At 49.5% G+C, this 21,209-nt stretch carries 17 protein-coding genes and 1 tRNA gene; 9 read left to right on the forward strand and 9 right to left on the reverse strand.

Going from position 1 to position 21,209, the window contains the following annotated elements; genetic code table 11:
* The first annotated feature begins 19 nt into the window (after positions 1 to 19).
* Positions 20 to 970: a hypothetical protein gene (locus tag ACFVVF_RS26860; RefSeq protein WP_387816044.1), complete on the forward strand. Its 951-nt coding sequence runs from the start codon at positions 20 to 22 to the stop codon at positions 968 to 970.
* 609 nt (positions 971 to 1,579) lie between these two features.
* Here the strand turns inward: ACFVVF_RS26860 and ACFVVF_RS26865 are convergent.
* From ACFVVF_RS26865 to ACFVVF_RS26885, 5 genes are all read right to left on the reverse strand, one after another.
* A tRNA-Arg gene (locus ACFVVF_RS26865) sits at positions 1,580 to 1,656 on the reverse strand.
* A 436-nt stretch (positions 1,657 to 2,092) separates the two neighbouring features.
* Entirely contained in the window at positions 2,093 to 2,572 is a 480-nt protein-coding gene (locus tag ACFVVF_RS26870; RefSeq protein WP_387816046.1) for a hypothetical protein, read from the reverse strand.
* A 105-nt stretch (positions 2,573 to 2,677) separates the two neighbouring features.
* Positions 2,678 to 4,504 carry an ABC transporter substrate-binding protein gene (locus ACFVVF_RS26875; RefSeq protein ID WP_387816048.1) on the reverse strand — a complete coding sequence of 609 codons (1,827 nt, stop codon included), beginning with the start codon at positions 4,502 to 4,504 and terminating at the stop codon, positions 2,678 to 2,680.
* A 135-nt stretch (positions 4,505 to 4,639) separates the two neighbouring features.
* Positions 4,640 to 6,148 carry an ABC transporter permease gene (locus ACFVVF_RS26880; protein WP_387816050.1) on the reverse strand — a complete coding sequence of 503 codons (1,509 nt, stop codon included), beginning with the start codon at positions 6,146 to 6,148 and terminating at the stop codon, positions 4,640 to 4,642.
* A 14-nt stretch (positions 6,149 to 6,162) separates the two neighbouring features.
* Entirely contained in the window at positions 6,163 to 7,608 is a 1,446-nt protein-coding gene (locus ACFVVF_RS26885) for an ABC transporter permease (protein ID WP_387816052.1), read from the reverse strand.
* A 164-nt stretch (positions 7,609 to 7,772) separates the two neighbouring features.
* Here ACFVVF_RS26885 and ACFVVF_RS26890 point away from each other — a divergent pair, with 164 nt between their 5' ends.
* Positions 7,773 to 9,512, forward strand: a complete 1,740-nt coding sequence (locus ACFVVF_RS26890) for an ABC transporter ATP-binding protein (protein WP_387816054.1) — start codon at positions 7,773 to 7,775, stop codon at positions 9,510 to 9,512.
* Between the two features lie 451 nt (positions 9,513 to 9,963).
* Entirely contained in the window at positions 9,964 to 10,173 is a 210-nt protein-coding gene (locus ACFVVF_RS26895) for an aspartyl-phosphate phosphatase Spo0E family protein (RefSeq protein ID WP_042170997.1), read from the forward strand.
* 23 nt (positions 10,174 to 10,196) lie between these two features.
* Here ACFVVF_RS26895 and tadA read toward each other — a convergent pair whose 3' ends face one another.
* The gene (gene tadA, locus ACFVVF_RS26900; RefSeq protein WP_042171000.1) at positions 10,197 to 10,664 is read right to left on the reverse strand and encodes a tRNA adenosine(34) deaminase TadA; all 468 of its coding nucleotides are present in this window, start codon (positions 10,662 to 10,664) and stop codon (positions 10,197 to 10,199) included.
* A gap of 223 nt (positions 10,665 to 10,887) precedes the next feature.
* Here tadA and ACFVVF_RS26905 point away from each other — a divergent pair, with 223 nt between their 5' ends.
* From ACFVVF_RS26905 to rluF, 3 genes are read left to right on the forward strand one after another with little or no spacing between them, the layout of a single operon-like run.
* The gene (locus tag ACFVVF_RS26905) at positions 10,888 to 12,765 is read left to right on the forward strand and encodes a PAS domain S-box protein (RefSeq protein ID WP_387816057.1); all 1,878 of its coding nucleotides are present in this window, start codon (positions 10,888 to 10,890) and stop codon (positions 12,763 to 12,765) included.
* Between the two features lie 49 nt (positions 12,766 to 12,814).
* Positions 12,815 to 13,588, forward strand: coding sequence for an NAD(P)H-binding protein (locus tag ACFVVF_RS26910; RefSeq protein ID WP_387816059.1), 774 nt, complete (start codon positions 12,815 to 12,817; stop codon positions 13,586 to 13,588).
* The gene (gene rluF, locus ACFVVF_RS26915) at positions 13,578 to 14,288 is read left to right on the forward strand and encodes a 23S rRNA pseudouridine(2604) synthase RluF (protein WP_387816061.1); all 711 of its coding nucleotides are present in this window, start codon (positions 13,578 to 13,580) and stop codon (positions 14,286 to 14,288) included. Before ACFVVF_RS26910 ends, rluF begins: the two co-directional genes overlap by 11 nt.
* A 60-nt stretch (positions 14,289 to 14,348) precedes the next feature.
* Here the strand turns inward: rluF and motB are convergent, their stop codons facing one another.
* Positions 14,349 to 15,161, reverse strand: coding sequence for a flagellar motor protein MotB (gene motB, locus ACFVVF_RS26920; protein WP_387816063.1), 813 nt, complete (start codon positions 15,159 to 15,161; stop codon positions 14,349 to 14,351).
* Entirely contained in the window at positions 15,145 to 15,945 is an 801-nt protein-coding gene (gene motA / locus ACFVVF_RS26925) for a flagellar motor stator protein MotA (protein ID WP_387816065.1), read from the reverse strand. Before motA ends, motB begins: the two co-directional genes overlap by 17 nt.
* A gap of 177 nt (positions 15,946 to 16,122) precedes the next feature.
* Here motA and ACFVVF_RS26930 point away from each other — a divergent pair, with 177 nt between their 5' ends.
* On the forward strand, positions 16,123 to 16,416 hold the full coding sequence (locus tag ACFVVF_RS26930) for a hypothetical protein (RefSeq protein WP_387816067.1): 294 nt from the start codon (positions 16,123 to 16,125) through the stop codon (positions 16,414 to 16,416).
* A 152-nt stretch (positions 16,417 to 16,568) separates the two neighbouring features.
* The gene (locus ACFVVF_RS26935; protein ID WP_387816069.1) at positions 16,569 to 17,792 is read left to right on the forward strand and encodes an EAL domain-containing protein; all 1,224 of its coding nucleotides are present in this window, start codon (positions 16,569 to 16,571) and stop codon (positions 17,790 to 17,792) included.
* On the opposite strand, the gene ACFVVF_RS26940 is transcribed toward ACFVVF_RS26935, so the two are convergent.
* A complete protein-coding gene (locus ACFVVF_RS26940; RefSeq protein ID WP_387816071.1) occupies positions 17,789 to 18,316 on the reverse strand; it encodes a GNAT family N-acetyltransferase in 528 nt (175 codons plus the stop codon). The genes ACFVVF_RS26935 and ACFVVF_RS26940 overlap by 4 nt on opposite strands.
* Positions 18,317 to 18,469: 153 nt before the next feature.
* On the opposite strand from ACFVVF_RS26940, the gene ACFVVF_RS26945 reads away from it, so the two are divergent.
* Positions 18,470 to 19,735, forward strand: a complete 1,266-nt coding sequence (locus ACFVVF_RS26945) for an MFS transporter (RefSeq protein ID WP_387816073.1) — start codon at positions 18,470 to 18,472, stop codon at positions 19,733 to 19,735.
* Positions 19,736 to 21,209: the final 1,474 nt, after the last annotated feature.

Consider the following 21,209-nt stretch of genomic DNA (forward strand, 5'->3'; position numbering starts at 1 on the left):
AATTTGAAAGGTGATAGGGATGAAAAAGAGCGGAATTAAGTCATTATTTATTGCATTGTGTTTGTTTATTATGCTGTCTAATGTATTAAGTGCAAATTCTTATGAAGAAGTTAATGCATCAGGGGATTCAAATATAGTTCAAGCAAAGCAAGGAGATTTTGATATAGTTCAAGCGAAGCAAGATTTGGTAAAAAAGGCTACTTTATTAAAAAAACTGACTGGTGCTTCAGGTGATGAACAGGAAATTAATCATCTTTTAACAAGAATGGTAAGCGCTGGCGCAAGCAAAGATGTTATTGCTGAAAATATGCAGGAATATGGCGTATACTTACTAGATTTGCCGGAAAGTAAAACAACAATATCTCCATTTGCTGTCGGAACCACTGATATGCAAATGACCAACCCTATTATTATGTTTGACAGTAATTCAAGCCAATGGATTATTACTGGTGGTGGTTATTGGAAGAATGATAATTGGCAGCAACATATGCCTACAGTGTGGTGTCAAGGTCCTATAACAGTTGGGCAAACATGTTCTGTAGGAGGGGAACAAGCTTTTGGCGTGGGATTTACAAATGTAAGCGGTAGTTATACTGGTGTAGCTCTTAACTCGGTTTATGCTTTCATGTCTGATGGAGATGGGAATGAGATCAGTACTACAGTGCGATCAGATGGTAATGGTGCTTTAGGTTTTGGATTCAGACTTCAGGATAGCCTTAGAATTAAAGTTGCCCGTCCTATTAACTCCACTGTTACTTATATCGGTAAACATTTTGCTGGGCTAGCAAGATATAATGCTAAATTTTCAGCATATGATGGAAACGCAACAAGTTATTTTACTCACACATATGATAATTCGGTAATTAGTAATGTTACCTTTGGTGTAGGTAGTCAAATGTCTGGTGTATCTGTTCAAACATCAGTTCAGACTAAATCTTTCCCTGCTTTCAGCGGTGATACTTTGTTTTAATTCTCCACTCAACTTTTATTTAGTTAAATAGAACAACTCTGATTAGACGGGGGGAAAATTGTGTTTTCACCATTCACATTTTTAATTCTCACTGTAATAATGAGCGTTCTAATTTTTTCCTTATTGTATTTTTTCATTAGAAATAGAGCGCCCATTCAGAAAGTCGTTATTGGATTAGCATTAATTCTAATTGCTGGTTTCTTGCTTTTAAGATATGAGTCGATAGTTTTTGAGTATTTTTGTATTCAGTTTTTAGTAGCCGGATTTTTTCTAACGATATTACCTCAAATCCCAAATGACAAGAGCAAATAATTAAGGAACTATCGTTGTAACGAAATTAATAAGGGGGTGTCCTAAAAGTCATAAATGATTAAGGGACGCCCCTTTATTTTGTCAAACAAAAAGAAACCCATTATTGGTAAAATGGAGGTACCACCCAACCATTTACGAAAGAAAACGTTTCTTTGTACATATTATTCACAGGCAGCAGCCCGTACAAGAAAACTCATTTCAGTTTCCACTTCCGTTCCCAACATTGTAAAACAATAGTTAGAGAAGCGGTAGATAAAATAAAACCCTCGATATATCAAGGGTTCTTAGTCATTTTTATGGCGCGCCCGATACGATTCGAACGTACGACCTGCAGTTTAGGAAACTGTCGCTCTATCCTGCTGAGCTACGGGCGCGCAGCAAGTATTATTTTAACATGGGGGCTTTTGGGGTGCAACTCAACTGTCGCGAGCTAGCATAGCTCTCTGTTCAAATATCATCCGTCCGCTTAGAGGTCCCAAAAGGCGTTAAGTATAGAAGGGGAGTACTTGCACGCTACCTTAAAGGCTCAGCAGGGCTCTAACTAACAAGAGAATGGCCTAAATCCTCGATTTACATGGCCGTCAGCTTTAGTTAAGGTATTTCCAGGGTCTTAAGTAAGAGGGAAACGTGCCATATAGTCGTGATAAGGCCTTTTGAAGGTCTTATTGGAAACGGATAGCCCCGAAGAGTTGGCCGTGAGGTCGAGTATGTACATTTAAGGGGCTACACCCCTTAGAATCCCATCGGTTAACCCAATGACCATTCTACAGGGTGCATTTCCTTCCTCAATAGAGGACTGTAACTTCAGCTTCACTTCCTAAAAAGCTCATTATACCGCTGCGCAGGCGCAACGCGATACGCAGATCGCCCGTTAGCATCGGCCACAGCGCCATCCTCAACAGTCAATCCCCAGCCGAACGAGAGCACGGACTCGAGCTGAGCTGCTTCAGCTTCCGTCAGCGATGCGACAACGATCTCCGAGTCCGGCTCGAGGATAAGCTCCGCATCTTGCTGAAGTGCTGCCAAGATCCAGCTATGAATCCCGCGGATCGTATTGTATTTGATCTGATAGCCATTCTCCACGGCATCTTTCAACACTGCTGGTTCCTCGGACGCCAAAGTCTTCAGACCGGCATAGTCGAACTTGAACTTGCTGTCGTCTTGCGGCAGATCTCCGCTGTTCACACGTTGGATCAACTGCTCCTTCGTCCAACCCAGCGATTTGAGCGACTCCAGCTGCAAGGCATCCCATTGCGACAGTTTTGCTTTATTGTCATTCGTATGAGACATAATGATCACTCCTTATTTCTAATTTAAATTAGGCTCGCCTATATGAAAGAGACGCTCCCGGCCAATCGCTCGACCAGGGGGCGTCTCTTATCTATTCCTAACTGCTTATTTGCTTGCTTTGTAAGCGTTCAGGAATTCTTTCACTTTTGCTGCATCAGCTTTCAGTTCAAGACCTGTATTTACCATAGGGGTAAGCGTTGATGTCGCTTTGAATTTGTTGCCGCCATAGTAAGTGATGAAGTCTTCTTGGTTCAGGGAGTACAGCACAGCTTTGCGCAGATCTGCGCTTTCTGCAACTGGACGGTTTTTCGTATTGAACAGCAGGTACGAAACCGCGTTGCTCGGAAGCGTCTGGAGCGAAAGCTTAGCGTCGCCCTTCACGATATCGAACTTCGTCTCGGAAACGCCGTAGTACAGGTGAATCTCGCCGCTGCGAAGCGCGGACAACGAGCTGTCTGCATCTTTGATGAAGCGGATTTTGATGTTGTTGATTTTAGGCTCATGCTCCGTGCCTTTCATGTAGGCCGGGTTTTTGTAGAAGATTGCATCGTAATCGTTTTTGTACGACAGGATGTAAGGACCGCTTGTATACAGCGTGTTGTTGTACGCGCTGCCTTCTGTTACTGTGTTTTGGTCGCCGTAAGGGATATCTTTGTTTGGATCGAATTTCGCAACGTCATAAGTGTTGATTTTTTCAACTTGCTTCTTGGATACGATACCAGCCGATTGGTGTGCCAGGTAGTTGAGCACTTGCGGGAACGGTGTCGTTGTCGTCAGCTTCACAACTTGGTATTTGCCCGATGCGTTGTTTGCTTGCGTCTTGTCGGAGACAAGCTCGGAAATTTTCGAATCCAGGCCTTTTTCAAGAGCAGCTTTAACTGTGGAATCTCCGCCGGATACTTTGATTGCATCAAGTGCAGCAAGATCCGTTACAACTTCAGCAGATTTAATATGCTCGTGCAAAGTAAAGGTACGGTGGTCAGGTACGGAGTTTTTGTCCTTCGCACGGTTCAGCGAGAAGATAACGTCGTCTGCGCCTACGCGCTCGCCTGTATCGACAGCCAGCTTGTCCTTGATTTGGGCAAAGTTGATGTCGTCTCTCAGGATGAAGTAGTAGTCGGAGTTGCCATCAGCAATTGCGTGGTTGCGCGACAGGGAACCGACAGAAGTGATTTGATCGTCATCTGTCAGGTTAACGAGACGAACATATTGGTTCGTATTGATGATGTTGATGGAACCGTCATTACCTTTGATCGGGTCAAGCGACGTCAGTGTAGGCATGGTGGATTGAAGCACCAGTGCGTCTTTGCTGCGTTTGGATATGTCGTTGAAGTCCAGCTCTTCCCATGGGAGCGAACGGGATTTAGACAGGCGTACGGAAGCCGGGTTCAGCACGTCTTTGTTGAAAGCTTGCGCTTTGAGCGAGCTGTAAAGCGGAGCGATATAGGCTTTATCGAAAACGAGCTTTTGCTCGAAATCTTTGTACGTAGCTGCAAATTGCTCAGGCGTCTGGGAAGCTGCCTGGTCGATAAGCGCATCGATTTCCGAGTCGGACAGAATGCTGTAATCGCCGCCAGTTTTGAAGAGCGAGCGAACGGCGTAGTCCGGGTTGCCTGTTACAGTTGTCCAGCTCGAAAGCGAGACATCAAAGTTGCCTGCATCTTGCTGAGCTTTGAAGCTGCTGTAGTCGGCTTGCACGTTAAGTTTAACGTTAAAACCGTTTTTGTTCAGCTGATCGCGGATAATATTGAGATCGGCCTCGTTGGTGCTCATGCCGAGCACCTCGATGTCTACGGGATTGCTGTCAACGACGGCAGTGCCTTCAGTTGGTTTCGGGGACTCCGAAACGTCTTTCTTGGTCGTAAGCGAGCAGCCGCTGATCATAATGGTCAAGCTGAGCAGAATGGCTGCGAATTTACCTTTGTTTTTCATGATATTCCCCTCCTGAAAAGATGTTTATTTATATTTAACTCACATTCATTCATCGTCCATTCATGGTTTCGAAACGTAGATGTAGATAGAATATGAATGAGGTTACTAAAGGTAGATGTTGCTTTTGGCTAAAAGCTAGTCCAGCTTCGGATCAAGCGCATCGCGCAAGCCGTCGCCAAGGAAGTTGAACGACAGCACCAGGCCGATAATGGCTAGACCCGGATAGATAGCGGTATAGGAATGAGTCTCCAAATATGCGCTGCCCAGCTTTAATATATTGCCCCATTCCGGAATATGCGGCTCAACGCCCAGTCCGAGGAAGCTTAAGCTGCTCGTTGAGATGACGGCCGTTCCGATTGTAAGGGTGGATTTGACGATCATCGGCGCCAAGGAATTCGGCACGATATGCTTGAACAGAATCTTCATATCACCGGAACCAAAGGCACGCGCTGCTTGCACATATTCGAGTGTGGATACCAGCATGACGTTCGCCCTCATCGTACGGGCATATGTTGGAATGGCTCCAACGCTGAGCGCAACAATCAGGTTGGTCGTGCTGGCTCCGAATGCGGCGATGATAGCGATTGCCAGCAGGATACCAGGAATCGAGTACAAAATATCGAGCGCACGCATAATAATGTTGTCCGCTTGACGGCCGTAATAACCGGATATCGCGCCAAGCGCGCCGCCGATCAGTACCGGAATCAAGGTTGACAATAAACCAACGACAAGGGAAATGCGTGCTCCGAATACGATTCTGGAGAACAAGTCACGGCCGAAGTTGTCCGTGCCGAGCGGATATTCGAGACTTGGCGGCTGGAAGATCGCGCTGTAATTGTTGTCGATGGCCATTCCGTAATCGAAGGTCAAGTAGCTTGTGACCGATACGGTAAGCAGGAACAGAATGAAGAGCAAGCCCAGCATCGAGGTCGAGCTTCTGGACAACCGGTCGACGATGTCGTTAAGCTTGGAGCCGGCCGTGTAGCCTTTGTCCCGAAGTTTCGCGATCAGCAGCAGGCCTAGGAACAGGGCGAACAGATTGCCGGAAGCCGAGGTAATAATGAGCAGCACGGCGATCAGCCACATCCATGAAGGCAGCAGCGTTCCATTCGCGAATTTAGCGACAAGCAGCACGGCGATAAGCTGTACCGCTGCTGATAACAGCAGCAGAACCATGCCAATCAGGAAAGTGTCCGAAACGTAAGGCTTAAACAGGTTGAGCGCCGATACTGCGAATACGAGCAAGGTGGTCATCAGCGCATAGACAGCTAACGTATAGGCTGCGGTTTTCTTCCGCTTAATGAGTTGGAAAGCCACAGCAGCTATGAAAATATTGGCGGTTAACAAGCTCAACAGGAGCACATACCCCAGGCTTCTCGTTGCGGCGGTGATTTCACCCCTGCGGATCAGGTTGCTGCGGATGAGCGCCCATACTGCAAGCTGCAAGCCGGCAAAGACGAAGTAAGCGATGCTGAAGATCAGCACAGCCGGCTTGAACGCGCCTTCCGCTGCCGAGTAGCTATTAAGAAGGAACACTAGCGCCAGCCCCAACGATACGATGCCTGCGAAGCTGGCTTGTCCATATTCAGAGGCTGATTTCAGCCGAAAATTAATTTCTTGTTTCGTACTTGCTGGATTCGTCACGAGTTGCACCTGCTTTAGTATTGTTTCATCTTCGAACGAATTCGCGGATCAAAGAATGCATACATCAAATCAACGATAACGTTGATGATTGAGATGGTAATGGCTGTATAGACCACGCCGCCCATAATGCTCGGGATGTCGGGTATAAATTGCTTGTCTACAATATAGCTGCCGATACCGCTAATGTTGAATACCTTCTCGGTAACAGCAGCTCCGCCGAGCATGGTTCCGAATTGAAGGCCGATTACGGTAATGATCGGAATAAGCGCATTGCCAACGGCATGCTTCCACAGCACGGATCTGCGAGCGAGTCCTTTTGCCCGGGCTGTAATAATATAATCCTCATGAATGACTTCAAGCGTCGAAGATCTCGTCATCCGGGCTACTGCAGCGGTTAATCCCGTGCCAAGCACGATGATCGGCATGATTGCAGACAGCCAGTTGTTAGGGCTGTATGTAGCCGGGAGCCAGGACCATTTGATCGAGAAATTCAGAATAAAGATCAGGCCCTGCCAAAAGTTCGGGATCGACAATCCGAGCAGTGCGATGAACATAAACGTATAATCGAAAAACGAGTTCGGCCTAGTTGCCGAAATAATGCCGATTGGCAGCGCGATCAATACGGCGATCAAGGTGGAGATCAACGTAAGCGTCAGCGTAACCGGAAACTTATTAGCGATAGACACAGTCACGTTCTCATTGCCGGAGAAAGAGCGTCCCAGATCGAAGGTGAAAATGCCCTTGAGCGTATTCCATAATTGCACCAGGTAAGGCTGGTCCAGTCCGTATAGATGGTTGAAGTTCGCGATTTGCTCATCCGTCGCTGTCTCGCCAAGAATATTGGCGGCAGGGCTCATGGGTGAGATGTATAGAATCGTGAATACAACGAACGAGACGCCCAAAATAACGAACAGCGTCATGAACAGCCGTTCTGCGATATATTTGGCATAAGCGCTGGCATATACCGCCATTAGCACGTACATCGGCAATCCGAGCAGCCACGATAGGGCGAAAAATAACGAATTGCCGAGCAGAGAGTGGAATGTTTCGGCAAAATCCAAGTGTTGCTTGTAATTGCCGCCCAAGGCTCCATCACGAAGTCGTTCCTGAACAAGAGCCTCGAACTTGGTCGAAGCCAATCGTTCCGCCTCGCGGTTCAATTGCTCTGCTGAGACGGTCTGTCCAAAGAAAGCATGCTTGCGTCTCAGTTGGTCCCTCGCTTCCTCTAACAGCCGTTCCTTGCTGCCGGAGGCAATGAGGCTGGCTCTTAGTTCTTCCGCTTGTCTGCGAGAGCCGTCTGAAGATTTGCGATATTGATAAACCCCGAATACAATTAGTGTAATTGGTGCCCCAAGTAGAAGTAACAGCAGCCGGTAGGCGGGGTTGATATACATTTTACGATAGATGGCGGCAATACGATCTGTGAAGCCGTATCCCGTTGCAGCAGCATCGCCAGTCAATCTATATTCGCTCCTTTTTTAATTGCATTATTCCGATAGATATAGTAGATTTTATTTTAAGGGTAGATAAAAGTCAAGTTTCATTCTATTTTCTCATATTTAATCTTAATCTGACCGCGAAGAGTTGAACAAATTCGTAAAAATATATAAAAAAAGGTGACATCATGAATGCATTGCTTCAGGTTAATCAATTATCGGTATCTTTTTTTACCAGAGATAAGGAAGTAGAGGCCGTTCGAAATGTGAGCTTCGAGGTGGGCAAGGGCGAGACGCTCGGCATCGTCGGCGAGTCCGGCAGCGGCAAGAGCGTAACGGCGCGTACCATTATGCGTCTGCTGCCGTCTCCTCCTTCTATGGTGAAGGGAGGGGAAGTGCTGTTTCAAGGAAAAAATCTGGCGGACAAAAGCGACGCGGAGATGGAGGCGATTCGCGGCAAGGAGATCGGCATGATCTTCCAGGACCCGATGTCGTCGCTTAATCCGACGATGCGGATCGGCAAGCAGATCGAGGAGAGTCTCATTAAGCACCGGAAGATGGGTAAAGCGGAGGCTAGAGGCGAGGCCATTGCGATGCTGAAAATGGTCGGTATCCCGAACGCCGAGACGCGTTATTCCCAGTATCCGCATGAGTTCTCCGGCGGGATGCGCCAGCGTGTCATGATCGCAATTGCGCTTGCATGCCGGCCGTCGCTGCTTATCGCAGATGAACCTACAACTGCACTCGACGTGACGATCCAAGCGCAAATTTTGAACCAAATGAAGGTGCTTCAGAAGGAACTTGGCACTTCTATTATATTAATTACGCATGATCTGGGCGTTGTAGCCGGGATGTGCGACCGCGTCGTTGTTATGAAGGACGGGGAGATCGTGGAGACGGGAACGACGGAGGAGCTGTTCGCGAATCCGCAGCACCCGTATACAGTCAAGCTGCTGAACGCTTTGCCTCGTCTGGATGAGAAGAAGAAGCCTAAGCCGGTGCCGCTTGTGAAGCGCTCCGAGGACGATGTGCCGCTGCTGCAGGTTAGATCGCTGAGACAGCATTTTGATCTGGGCAAGGGTCAAATTTTGAAGGCGGTCAACAACATCAGCTTTGATATTCGTGCAGGCGAAACATTGGGCGTTGTAGGCGAATCGGGAAGCGGCAAGTCGACGACGGGCCGTTCCATCCTCCGTTTGAATGAAGTGACGGGAGGAGAGGTGCTCTATCGCGGTATTCCGCTGCAGCAATTGAACCGCGGGGAAATGAAGCGGATGCGCCGTCATATGGGGATGATCTTCCAGGATCCATATGCGTCGCTTAATCCGCGGCTGCGCGTGGCGGACATTATCGGCGAAGCATTGGACGTGCACGGCATGTCCTCCGGCAAGGAGGTACGCCAGAAGCGGATCGAGGAGCTGCTCGACATGGTGGGGCTTAACGCATCTCACGCTATGCGTTACCCGCATGAGTTCTCGGGCGGGCAGAGGCAGCGGATCGGGATCGCACGGACGCTTGCCGTTGAACCGGAGTTTATCGTCTGCGACGAACCGTTGTCTGCACTAGACGTGTCCATACAGGCGCAGATCGTGAAGCTGCTTGAAGAGCTGCAGCAGCGGCTTGGCCTGACCTATCTGTTCATTGCCCATGACTTGTCCATGGTGAAGCATATTAGCGACCGTGTAGCCGTCATGTACAAGGGCAAGATCGTAGAGCTGGCGGAGAGCGAGGAGCTGTATGCGAATCCGCTTCATGACTATACGAAGACGCTGCTCGCGGCCATTCCGGTTCCAGATCCGAAGATTGAGTCGCGCAAGAAGCTCATCGTGAGCACAGAAGCATCGAAGGCCGATCCTTATGGTCTTGAGCATTCGAGCTTCTTGGAGGTATCGAAGGGGCACTGGGTAGCGGTAGCCGGAGAAGCATAACCGGAAACCGAAGAACAGGGCGCGACGGAACGAAAAAAAGCATCATCGAATAAAACAGGGGATGTCCCAAAAGGTCTGAATAGACCTCGGGACATCCCCTGTTTTATTTGGCTATTCGCGCTGGAGATTTCCAGCTTATAGACGAGCAGCCTAGAAAGAGCAAATTTTATTTTTGCAGCGCTTCCAATTTCGTTACGCCTTCTTGCTGTAGGTATTGCGGCTGGCAGTTCCCATTCCTGCACCCAAATACAAGGGAAAATCAGCTAGACAAAAGCTGGTGAAGATAGTATTTTTGAACTATAACATTGGAAATTGCACCATTGATTGTCGAAAAATGCCTAAAAATTGTATTCATCTGTCGACACGTTTTTACAAACTCTTGAAATAAGAAAGCGTATAATACATTTATTACGACAAGTGTGCTAATAAGGAGCGTGCCCCAAAGCGAGCTATGGACAAAACGATATTGCTTAATCAATTGCAATCGCTGCGGATGAAGCTTCATGAAATTGCAGAGGCACGCGGCAGCTTAACCGACCCGGAAGTTCTTGCTATTAGTGAAGAGGCCGATCAACTAATCGTAGTACTGCAGCAACTGCAGCGCGACCAAATCGCTTATACACTGCCGCGCCGTAATGAGAAAAATTGCAATTCCCAATAAGTCTACGAACTCAAACTTATATCTTATTTCTGCTTGCGCAGATTTCTGAAGAACTGGGTCAGCAGCGTTGCACATTCCATTTGGAGGACGCCGCTGGTCAGTTCCGTTTCGTGATTGAACCGGGGCTCCTGCAACAGGTTCATTAACGTGCCTGCGCACCCTGCTTTCGGATCATCGGTGCCGTATACGACGCGCTTGATGCGGGATTGCACGATAGCGCCTGCGCACATTGGACAAGGCTCCAGTGTGACATACAGGGTGCAATCGAGCAGCCGCCAAGCGCCTATTTTTTCGCAAGCCTCTCTAATCGCGACCATCTCGGCATGGGCGGTAGGGTCATGCTTGGTCTCCCTTAAGTTATACCCTCTGCCTATAATTTCGCCGTCTTTCACGACGATGGCGCCAATCGGCACCTCGCCGATCTGCTCGGCCTTTCGTGCTTCTTCGATGGCATATTGCATCCATGCTTGATCTTCTTGCTCTCTTATCATGATTGAAACTGTACCTCCGTATCGTTGTGAAATGTTCGTATTTATTCCTCGAACAAATATTCTGTTGTTAACATGTGGTGGATAAAACTGTGGATAACTATAGTGTTGTCCACAAAAATACGCACAACTTATTCGACAGCTATGTGGATGGATTGTAGATAATGTGAATAACTTGTGGACAATGAGGCCGGAATCCATTCTATGCAAAGGAAGTGTCGCATTCTTGTCGTTCAAAATCAAGTTCTCACTATTGATTACGCTGATCATTTTGACCGCATTCCTTTTCATAGTTATTGTGGAGGAAATTACGACGATACGCAACATGGAGCAATCGGCAAAAGAGCAAATGCAAGACATTTCGAAGCACCTTGCACAAATGATAGAGGAGGATCAGGAGCAATCAATTTCAACGATGGATGGAGGGAATTTGCATAGTCATTCGGCTGAGCGTCTGAACAGTATGGTCGACATGCTGTACGTCGTGGACAATCAATTGCTGGAAGTCACGCTGTTTGCCAAGAAGCCTGCTGAAGCTGCTGCTGCCGCTCATTCGATTGCCGACTGGAGCGTTGCCTATGGCGCTTATTCTTATGTAGATGAAAGCGGGGACGCACTGTTTCTGGCTAAAGCTTCAAACAATGCATTCCATTTTCGAGAGATACATATTAACGGCACCGAGTATATGAAAAGCTATTATAGCGCGGAAGGTTTTCCATACATAATTGGTCTGGTTTATGATTGCGATACCGTTCATCAAGTGGTTAGCCTTAATCGGATAACCGCTCTTCAATATGGTATTTTTATATTGATATTTGTGCTGTTCAGCAGCAATTTGCTGGCAGGCTGGCTGCTTCGGCCGTTGCGCAAAATTTTATGGAAAGTGAATGAGGTTTCTCAGGGCCGGTTCGATTCCGTCATTAAGGTGGTCGGAAAGGATGAATTTAGTCTGCTTTCCTTGAAGATCAACGCCATGTCGCAAAATCTTACGATTTACATGGACAAGCTGCGCAAGGCTTTTGAGGATAACCGCCGAATGAAGGATTATTTGCAATCCTTTATTAACCATACAAGCGATGCCATCCATGTAATCGATTTGGACGATCGGATTATTCAGGTAAATCAGGCGTTCGAACAGCTCTTTGGCTATAGCAGCGAAGAGGCGATCGGGTATAGTCTGAAGCTTGCTCCGGAGTCGCATCGTTCCGAAATGCGGCTTATTCAGAATTCGCTTCTATCGGGCAAGGTGCTGCCAGCGCAGGAGACGGTTCGGATGACCAAGAGCGGCGAGATCATCCCGGTTAGCGTGACGGTGTCTCCTATAAGGGACGAGAAGGGCAACGTACAAGCCTTTGCAAGCATTACCCGGGATATGAGGAGCCGCAACCGGATGGAGGATCTGCTGCGCAATTCGGAGAAGCTGACGACAGTCGGCCAGCTTGCTGCCGGAGTGGCTCATGAAATTCGCAACCCGCTGACGACGCTGAGAGGGTTTCTGCAGCTTCAGCAGCAGAGCAAGAAGCTCAATTCGGAGCATACTAGCCTAATGTTGTCGGAGCTCGATCGAATCAATTTAATTGTCGGGGAGTTTCTCATTCTGGCGAAACCGCAAGCGACCCGTTTTACGACCAAAGACGTTCGTACCGTGCTTAAAGAAGTGATGTCGCTGCTGGATAGCGAAGCGCATATGTACAATGTTGTGTTCAGCCATTCTTTGACGGATGCCTCCTGTCTCGTCTCTTGCGAGGAGAATCAGTTGAAGCAGGTATTCATTAATCTGTTGAAAAACGGCATTGAGGCGATGCCAAGTGGCGGGCGTATTCATGCCCATGTAGCGCGCAAACAGGATCAGATTACGATTTCGATAACCGATGAGGGGATCGGTATTCCAGAGGAGATGATTGCGAAGATCGGCAGTCCGTTTTTTACCGGAAAGGAAAGCGGAACAGGCCTCGGGATGATGATCAGCCAGCGCATTATTCACAGTCACGAAGGGCTCATGGAAATTCAAAGTCAGGTCAATGTAGGAACGACTGTTACAATTATGCTTCCGGCTTTGAATACGCAATCGAATGAAGGTATACTGAAGGAATCGGAGCAATAGAATTTGGATAGTGTACGGACGGAATTACTCAGGATGGCGGTGGGGTACGATGGTTGATCGGGAGCGGCGGGGCTCTGAATCCGGAACTTATAGCTGCTTGGTGGCTGGAGCCACAGGACTGGTCGGTTCAGCAATCGTGAAGCAATTGCTGGCTGATCCGTCTTGTCATGCCGTTACAGTGCTGGCCCGCAGACCGCTGGACTTACCCGCAGCGGCCGGGGACCGTTCAAAGCTGCGTGTTATCGTGGCAGACTTTGAGCAGCTCGGAGAAGCGCTTGGCGACGTCTCAGCCGATGTTGTGTACTGTGCGTTAGGCACGACGATTAAAGCAGCCGGCTCTCAGGAGGCGTTCCGCCGGGTGGATTACGATTATCCGGCGTCGCTTGCCGATTGGGCGGAACAGAGGGGCGTGAAGCATTTTCTCGTGATTACGGCGATAGGCTCCTCCGCCAGCTCGCCTTTCTTTTATAGCCGGGTAAAGGGGCTGCTGCAGGATAGACTTGCAACAGTACCTGTAGAGACGATGCATTTCTTCCAGCCCTCCTTGCTGCTTGGCCACCGGCAAACCGTCAGGTTTGGGGAGACGGCAGCAGCGGCGCTGTCCAAATCGCTGGGCTGGCTTATGGTCGGGCCGCTGCGGCCCTATCGTGCTATAGAGGGCGAAGCTGTCGCCCAGGCGATGCGATCCGTAGCAAAGCAGGCCGTGGATGGTCAGCTTGGCCTGAAAGCGGGTCACGCAAAGCCAGCCGTATTCATCTATCCTTCAATAAAAATCGCGCAGTTGGCGGCACATACACATGAGGTGAACAGAAGTGCGTATTAACAAGTTTATTAGCGAGACGGGCTATTGCTCGCGCCGCGAGGCGGATAAGCTGGTGGACAGCGGCCGTGTAACCATTAATGGAGAAAAGGCGCAGCTCGGAAGCCAAGCGGAGCTTGGAGATGATGTGCGGGTGGACGGCAAGCGGATCGGTGAGCAGAAGCGCCACGTCTACATTGCATTAAACAAGCCTGTAGGTATTACGAGTACAACGGAGCTTCATATTCCGGGCAATATCGTCGACTTTGTTGGCCATGAAGAGCGGATCTTTCCGATTGGCCGGTTGGACAAGGATTCGGAAGGGCTGATTCTGCTAACGAATGATGGAGACGTCGTAAATCCGATTTTACGTTCGGAGGGCCGGCATGAGAAGGAATATATCGTGACGGTAGATCGTCCGGTTACCGCTGACTTCGTTAAAGGAATGTCGGAGGGTGTGAGGATATTAGGCAGTATGACGCTGCCATGCGTCGTTACTCGTGTATCCGACCGGGTATTCAAGATTATTCTAACGGAGGGCCGCAACCGGCAAATTCGCCGGATGTGCCAAGCCTATGGCTATCATGTGCGGAAGCTGAAACGGCTCCGCGTCATGAACATCGAATTGGGCGGGCTGCAGACGGGCCGCTGGCGCGATCTGACCGAGGCTGAGCTGAAAGAGCTGTTTCAGACGCTGGAATACGAGCCGGCCACGCTAGGATAGGATAAAGGCGAATAAAAAGACCTTCGCAACTCACTGCGAAGGTCTTTTTATTCATGCGTACTATTGCTTTGGAGTTGCCGGTACTTGCTCAACCGCATCGGGATCGATGTACTTCCGGATAATGGAGACTTCTACGCGGCGGTTTTTCGCCCGTCCTTCAACCGAAGTATTGGAGGATACTGGACGATATTCGCCGTAGCCGATTGCGCTGAAGCGTTCCGGCTTCAAGCCTTGATTTTGCAGCAGCACGTCCATGAAACGAATCGCCCGGGAAGAACTGAGGTCCCAGTTGGACTTGAATTCCCGCGTGGAGATCGGCTCATTGTCGGTATGGCCGGATACGATAATCTCGTATTCCGGATATTGCTGCAGCATTTTGGAAATGGCCGACGCCAAATCCTTGGATTCATCCTTCAGCACGGCACTGCCGGAGGCGAACAACGCATTGTCGCTAATCGTAATCATAAGCTGTGACTGGTTAAGCTTCGTCTCCAGCTCTGTCATTAAGCCGTTCTTTTTAATATAAGTGTCGAGGCTTTTCTTCAGCTTCTCCAGGTCCTCCTGCTCTTTCTTCATGAGCTCCTGGCGGCGCGATTCCTCTTCCTTCTTCTTCTTGTCTTCCGGCTTCTCCGAAATAATCTCTTCGCGCTGAGGGCCGCGCTCTGTAATGGACGGATTGTCCAGAACGCCTACACCGCTGTTGAACGCGAGATTAAATGCCTGGCTGAGCTCTTCAAACTTTCTGCTGTCCACGGAACTCATGGAATACAGCACGATAAACGTAGCAAGCAGAAGAGTGAGCAAGTCAGCGTATGGGATCAGCCAGGATTCGTCAATGTGATCCTCGTGGTCATGCTTATGCTTTCTGCTCAACGGCGCCTTCCTCCTTCTCCCGCAGCTTAATGCGCTCAGTTGGAGTCAGGAATACCGACAGCTTCTGGCTGATCGCAATGGTAGAAACACCGGATTGAATGGAGAGCAGTCCCTCTACCATCATGAGACGAATCTCAATTTCCCGTTTCGAGAGGCGTTTCAGCTTGTTCGCAATCGGGTGCCAGAGCACGTAACCTGTGAAAATACCGAGCAGTGTCGCAATGAAGGCCGCCGCGATGGCATGGGCAAGGTGATCCATGTTGCTCATATCCGACAAAGCGGCAACCAGACCAACTACGGCGCCCAATACGCCGAGGGTAGGCGCGTAAGTGCCCGCCTGTGTAAAGATAAGCGCTCCTGCTTTGTGACGCTCCTCCGTTGCCGAAATATCCTCAAGCAGAACGTCGCGTACGAAATCCTGGTCGTTACCGTCAATAATCATCCGCATACCGTTGCGGAGAAACGCATCGTCAATGTCATCCACTTTAGCTTCAAGCGCCAGCAAGCCTTCACGGCGAGTGATGGAAGCCCACTCCATGAAGCTGGCGATTAATTGGTCACGCGGCATCAGCTTTTGCTCTACAAATACTTTTTTGAACAGCTTGCCAGTCTTCGCCAGCTCCGATAACGGGAAAGCGATCATCACGGCAGCAACGGTTCCGACTATAATAATCATAAAGGCTGCAGGATTATACAAGTTGCCAAGACCGGCACCTTTCAATACCATCCCTACCAAAACTGCTATAACACCTAAAACGACACCAAACACCGAAGATTTTTCCATGATACACCCCGTCCAATACGTATTCGACATTATCTACTATTATTATCGACAGGAGGGCTTACTGAGATTAGACTTAAAGTTATGATTTACGAGGTTCGCGTTAAAATTCATAAAATGCGGTAAAATGATAGTATAAGGAAAGCGAATAAATTCAATGGGACAAAGGTGGTTATCGGCATGGGCGTAAGGCATGCAAGAGAATATGCAGATATATTGAAGGATTTGACGGAAGCGGTCAGCGCGATCGGGGACAGCTATACTTTTTTTGAGATGGAAGAAGAGGAATGGGCGGCACTTGGCGAAACGGATCGCCACGAAGTGATGGAGGCGCTGGCGGACGACGTGTTTTTCGGACTGGGTGAGCAGCCGGTTATAGCCGTAGGTTCGGGAGAAATTACGTATCATCCCAAGCATCATGTCATTGAAGTATCGCAAGGCGACAATGTGACGCGGATGGTGCGGCTCGTCTAGTTAATTGATGATACGAGGCAGAGAAGGACATAAGCAAGGAAGAAGCGGCAGAGATTCTGTCGCTTATTTACATTTATTGTCGAATCATATAGAATGAGAACAATCATTAATGGCAGAAAATATAACATGTACATAACGCAGAGGTGGGCGCAATGACCGCTACTAGTAATGATTTGCCGAAAGCGCTCGGCTTGGATAACGAACATCTGGTTGCGTTCTATCAACCGATTATAGCGATGGATACAAGGAAAATCGCGGGCTATGAAGTGCTGGGGAGGGCTTGCTCGGAAGGGGGCTTGGTGCGCAGTCTGGGGCCTTTCTTTGGCGACGCTTCCGTCGCGGACGAGGATCATATTGCGGTAGACCGCATATTGCGTGAGCAGGCGATAAGCAAACTTAGCGGTTCAGATTCGTCTTCTTTGCTGTTCATTAATTTAAAGCCTAATTGGATTCAGCGTTATTCCGATGCAGGTGAGCTGTACACATTGAATCTGATTGATAAATACGGTATCGATCCGCGCCGGATCGTTATCGAGATTACCGAAGAAGCGTTCCACGGCTCAAGAGAGGAGCTGCGCAAGGTTGTTGACCTTTACCGGTCCAGAGGCTGCTTAATTGCAATTGATGATGTGGGCAGCGGCTTCAGCAGCACGGGCCGGATCGCTCATATTCAGCCGAACATCCTGAAGATCGATATGCATATGATCAAACGGAGTGCGACTCATGACGGCTATCTGGGGGCTCTGCGCTCCTTCTCCGCGCTTGCGGAACAGATCGGCGCATCGCTGCTCGCCGAAGGCGTCGAGACACGGGATGACCTGGAGCGGGCGATTGAGGCGGGCGCACGCTATGTGCAGGGCTTTCTTTTCTCCCGGGCGGAGCCGGAGTTCCAAGAGGCATTTCGTTTTGCCCCGCTGCTGGAGGAGGAATTGGATGCGCATTTGCGCAAGCATCTTCTGTCGGAGCAATATTGGCAGCAGCAATCCCGGCAGCTTGCCGCTCAAATTGATCATACGGTGCAGGCACATGGCTATTATGAGCATAAGGATGTGTGGATTCGCGAGCTGCTTCCCAAGCTTCAGGACAACTGTATCCGTGTCTATCTATGCCGTGATGACGGCATTCAGCTGTCCTCCAACTTTTCACGCGTAACGGATCAGGAATGGCGGCAGGAGGATGAATTTCGCGGAGCGAACTGGAGCTGGCGGCCGTATTTCATCCCCAACCTCGTGCAGCTGGGGGAGCTTAGGCCGACGATCGTGTCACGCGTCTACACAGATCTGGAATCGCATGCGTGGATTCGGACGATATCGGTGCTCGCCGGTCCAGGTCTTATCTTATTTGCAGATATCAAGGCGCCAGAGACGACGGATTAGGAGCGGGGCTGGAAAATCATGCAATGGAACGATGCAGCGCCTCGGGGCGTTGGACGGACATACGTATCGTCGATGCGGAAGCCTGCCTTCTCGTAGGCGCGAATGGCTCGAAGATTCCAGATCAGCACTTCAAGATCAACCGTGCAATCTGGACGCAGGCGCAGCGCTTCTTGGGAGACGAGGGCGGCGGCAGCGGCGCCAAGACCCCGGCTGCATAGATCGGGGTGCAGACCCATCCCGAGCCTCGTGACGCCAGTCATCGGAAACAGCTGCGCAAAGCCGATCAGCTCTTGGTCATTGTTGACGATGGCCCTATATTGCTGCTGTCTGAGGACGGGATCGCCGAATTCGATTCCGTCCTGTTTCATTTGATGCCAGCTCGGCCATTCATAGAGACGGTACGGGGATTCGTAGGTCCAGCTGCAAATTTGCTCAGCGTGACGAATTTCCAGCGGAATGATGGTCATAACGGCTGACAGTGGTTTATAATGTAAGGATGGCAACCCGGAAAATAACTCAGTCATGGGACGACAGCTCCCTTTTATAGAAGATTTTGAAGGATGCGAGGCTGGTGCTCGCAGTTCTGGTTGCTCTTCCAATCGAAAACAATAGGCTTTATTATTATACGCTACTTCGTTCGTTAGAAGGGGCTACCTGTTCAAGGAGATTTTAATGATATGCGGAAATTGTTATGGCTCGGATGCTTGTCTTACCTGGTAATCGGCCTGGCTCACGTCATTGGCGGAGCGGTGCTGGAGCAAATGATGGCGAAGTACGGACTGTCTTACAGGGACAGCGGACAATGGATTATGAACCAGTTTCTCGGATTTCTGGTCGGTGTGCTGATCGCGCCGACGATTACATCAAAAGTGGGCAAAAGAGGCGGTGTTCTCATTGCCATCGGTTTGCTTACGATAAGCGAAGCGGCCTACAGCTTATTGCCCCCATGGGGCCTAATGCTCGCAATTGCGCCTTTCGCCGGCTTTGGCTTTGGCATGACGGAAGCGGTCGTTGGGGCGATGGTTATCGATATGGCGACGCAGAACGGCAAGGCATCAGCTATGAGCCGGGTGGAGACTTTTTTCGGAATTGGCGCATTTCTAATGCCGACGATGGCAGGGCTGCTGATCCGCCACGATATATGGCAGCTGTCTTTTCCCGTGTTGGCCGCGATGGCGGGAATTATGTTCATCCTATGGCTGACGATGCAGTTCGGAGGCGAGATCGACGACCGGATCAGCTTTCATGGACGGCTTGGCGATCAGCCGCAGCAAGGTGCTGCGGATAAGGAACGGAGCCAAGACGATCATACTTCGGCAGGCGTTCGAAAAGGCGGCTTGTTAGGCTATCATTCGCAAACGCTGCCATTTTTGCTGCTGGGCTCATTATTCTTCATGGTCTATGTCGGAATGGAGATGAGCTTCTCCAACTATTTGCCGTCCATATTGATCGAGCAATTCAATGTTGCGGCGGCCAGCGCGCCGGCTGCGCTTAGCTTGTTCTGGGGGACGATGATCGCTGGCCGGCTGTTTGCTGGCCGTCTGGCAGATTGGGCAGGCTACTCCCGTTATTTGCTGTTTGCGACGGCGGGAGCGGCTATCGTGTTCGTGGGCATGGCGGTTACAGGCCAGCTGACCACGATGATTGTGTTGATCGGTCTGAGCGGGCTGTTCTTCTCAGGCGTGTTTGGAATCGCTCTCGTCTATGCGAATGAGCAGATCCCCGGCATGACGGAGCGAACGACGAGCTTGCTCGTAGCTTCCGGAGGACTAGGCGGTGCGCTGTTCCCGCGGTTGACGGGCTGGATGATGGATCGCTTTGGCGCTGGCAACACGCTATGGATGCTGGGCGGGTCGATCATACTGCTGTTTGCTCTGTTGCTGGTTATGCTGGTGCTTGGCAGACGGCAGCATCATGCACGCGGGCGTTTGAGCGAAGGCTAGGCTGTTGTGCGCACCTGAATGTATGTGCCCGGCTGCAAATGCAGAATTCAAGGATATGCCCGCGTACCTCGTTGGCACCGTAACGTTGAGAGGCGCGTGCTGGTAATGGAAAAAGGTACATTTGGAGATTCGGGCGGCTTATGCGGTATTCGCAGATGATGCAGGTGCTCGAAATGGTGGTAAGGTAAATAACGAACTGGCTTCGCTGATTAACGAAGCAAAGTTCGCTGGACAGCGATCATGATCGCCATATAGCATTACAGCGAAGCAAAATGCGCTATTCGAGAACCTAGGTTCTCGAATAGCGCATTTTTGTTCGTTGCAGCAGTTGAGGGGGTTGGCAGGGGCAGCTGTAGCGAAAGTTAGTTCGCTAGAGAGCGAAGGTGGTTCGTTATGAGCGAGTTATGAGTGGGTTCGGTGAAAAGGCGGGGGATCGGGACGTTGCTGGGAGTGAGCTGGGTAAGGAGTGAGTAAGTATAGGTATCTGCTCGCGGTGCGTCGGGACAATCACGAAACGAAACCTTATGGACACGGGATGCGTTTGCGGTAATAGGCAAGGTGGTGCGGACGCTGGGAATGATGAAAAGTAAATAACGAACCAGCTTCGCTGATTAATGGAACAAAATGCGCTAATCGGGCTGAAATGACCGCCTCTGAGCGCGATAGAGAAGAAAAGTACATCCATCCGGCATCGAAATTCTCAACAGGGAAATTTTCTTCCTTATTGGCGGAAATGTGAAGAAATACCGCAGGTGCGGTGGGAAATAGAGAAAATTAGTTAGTTAGAGAGCGAAGGTGGTTCGTTACGAGCAGGTATTGTGAGAGATGGCGTGTGGTAATCGGACGTTGCTGGGAGTAGGCTGGGCAAGTAGTAAGTATAGGTAGCTGCTCGCAGCGCGTCGGGCCGATCACGAAACGAAACCTTATGGAAACTGGCTGCGTTTGCGATAGTAGGCAAAATGGTGCGGACGCTGGGAATGATGAAAAGTAAATAACGAACCAGCTTCGCTGATTAACGGAACAAAATGCGCTAATCGCGCTGAATGACCGCCACTGAGCTCGATAGAGAAGAAAAGTACATCCATCCGGCATCGAAATTCTCAACAGGGAAATTTTCTTCCTTATTGGCGGAAATGTGGAGAAATACCGCAGGTGCGGTGGGAAATAGAGAAAATTAGTTAGTTAGATAGCGAAGCAGCTTCGTTATGTGCAGGGTTGGTGAGTAGGTTGGAGGAGGAGCTACGTCAAGTGTGGTTGTAGAACGCATGTCGGGTTGAAAACTGCCAAGAATTTCTCTATAATAGAAATTAGATATAAAAATGAAACATAGTTTCATTAAATGAAACTAACCGTGAGGTTTGGTGTAGAGAACAACACCAAGAACAACACCAAGAACAACACCAAGAACAACACCAAGAACAACACCAAGAACAACACCAAGAACAACACCAAGAACAACACCAAGAACAACACC

Origin of the sequence: Paenibacillus sp. NPDC058174 (genome assembly GCF_042883865.1) — a bacterium.
Lineage (GTDB): Bacteria > Bacillota > Bacilli > Paenibacillales > Paenibacillaceae > Pristimantibacillus.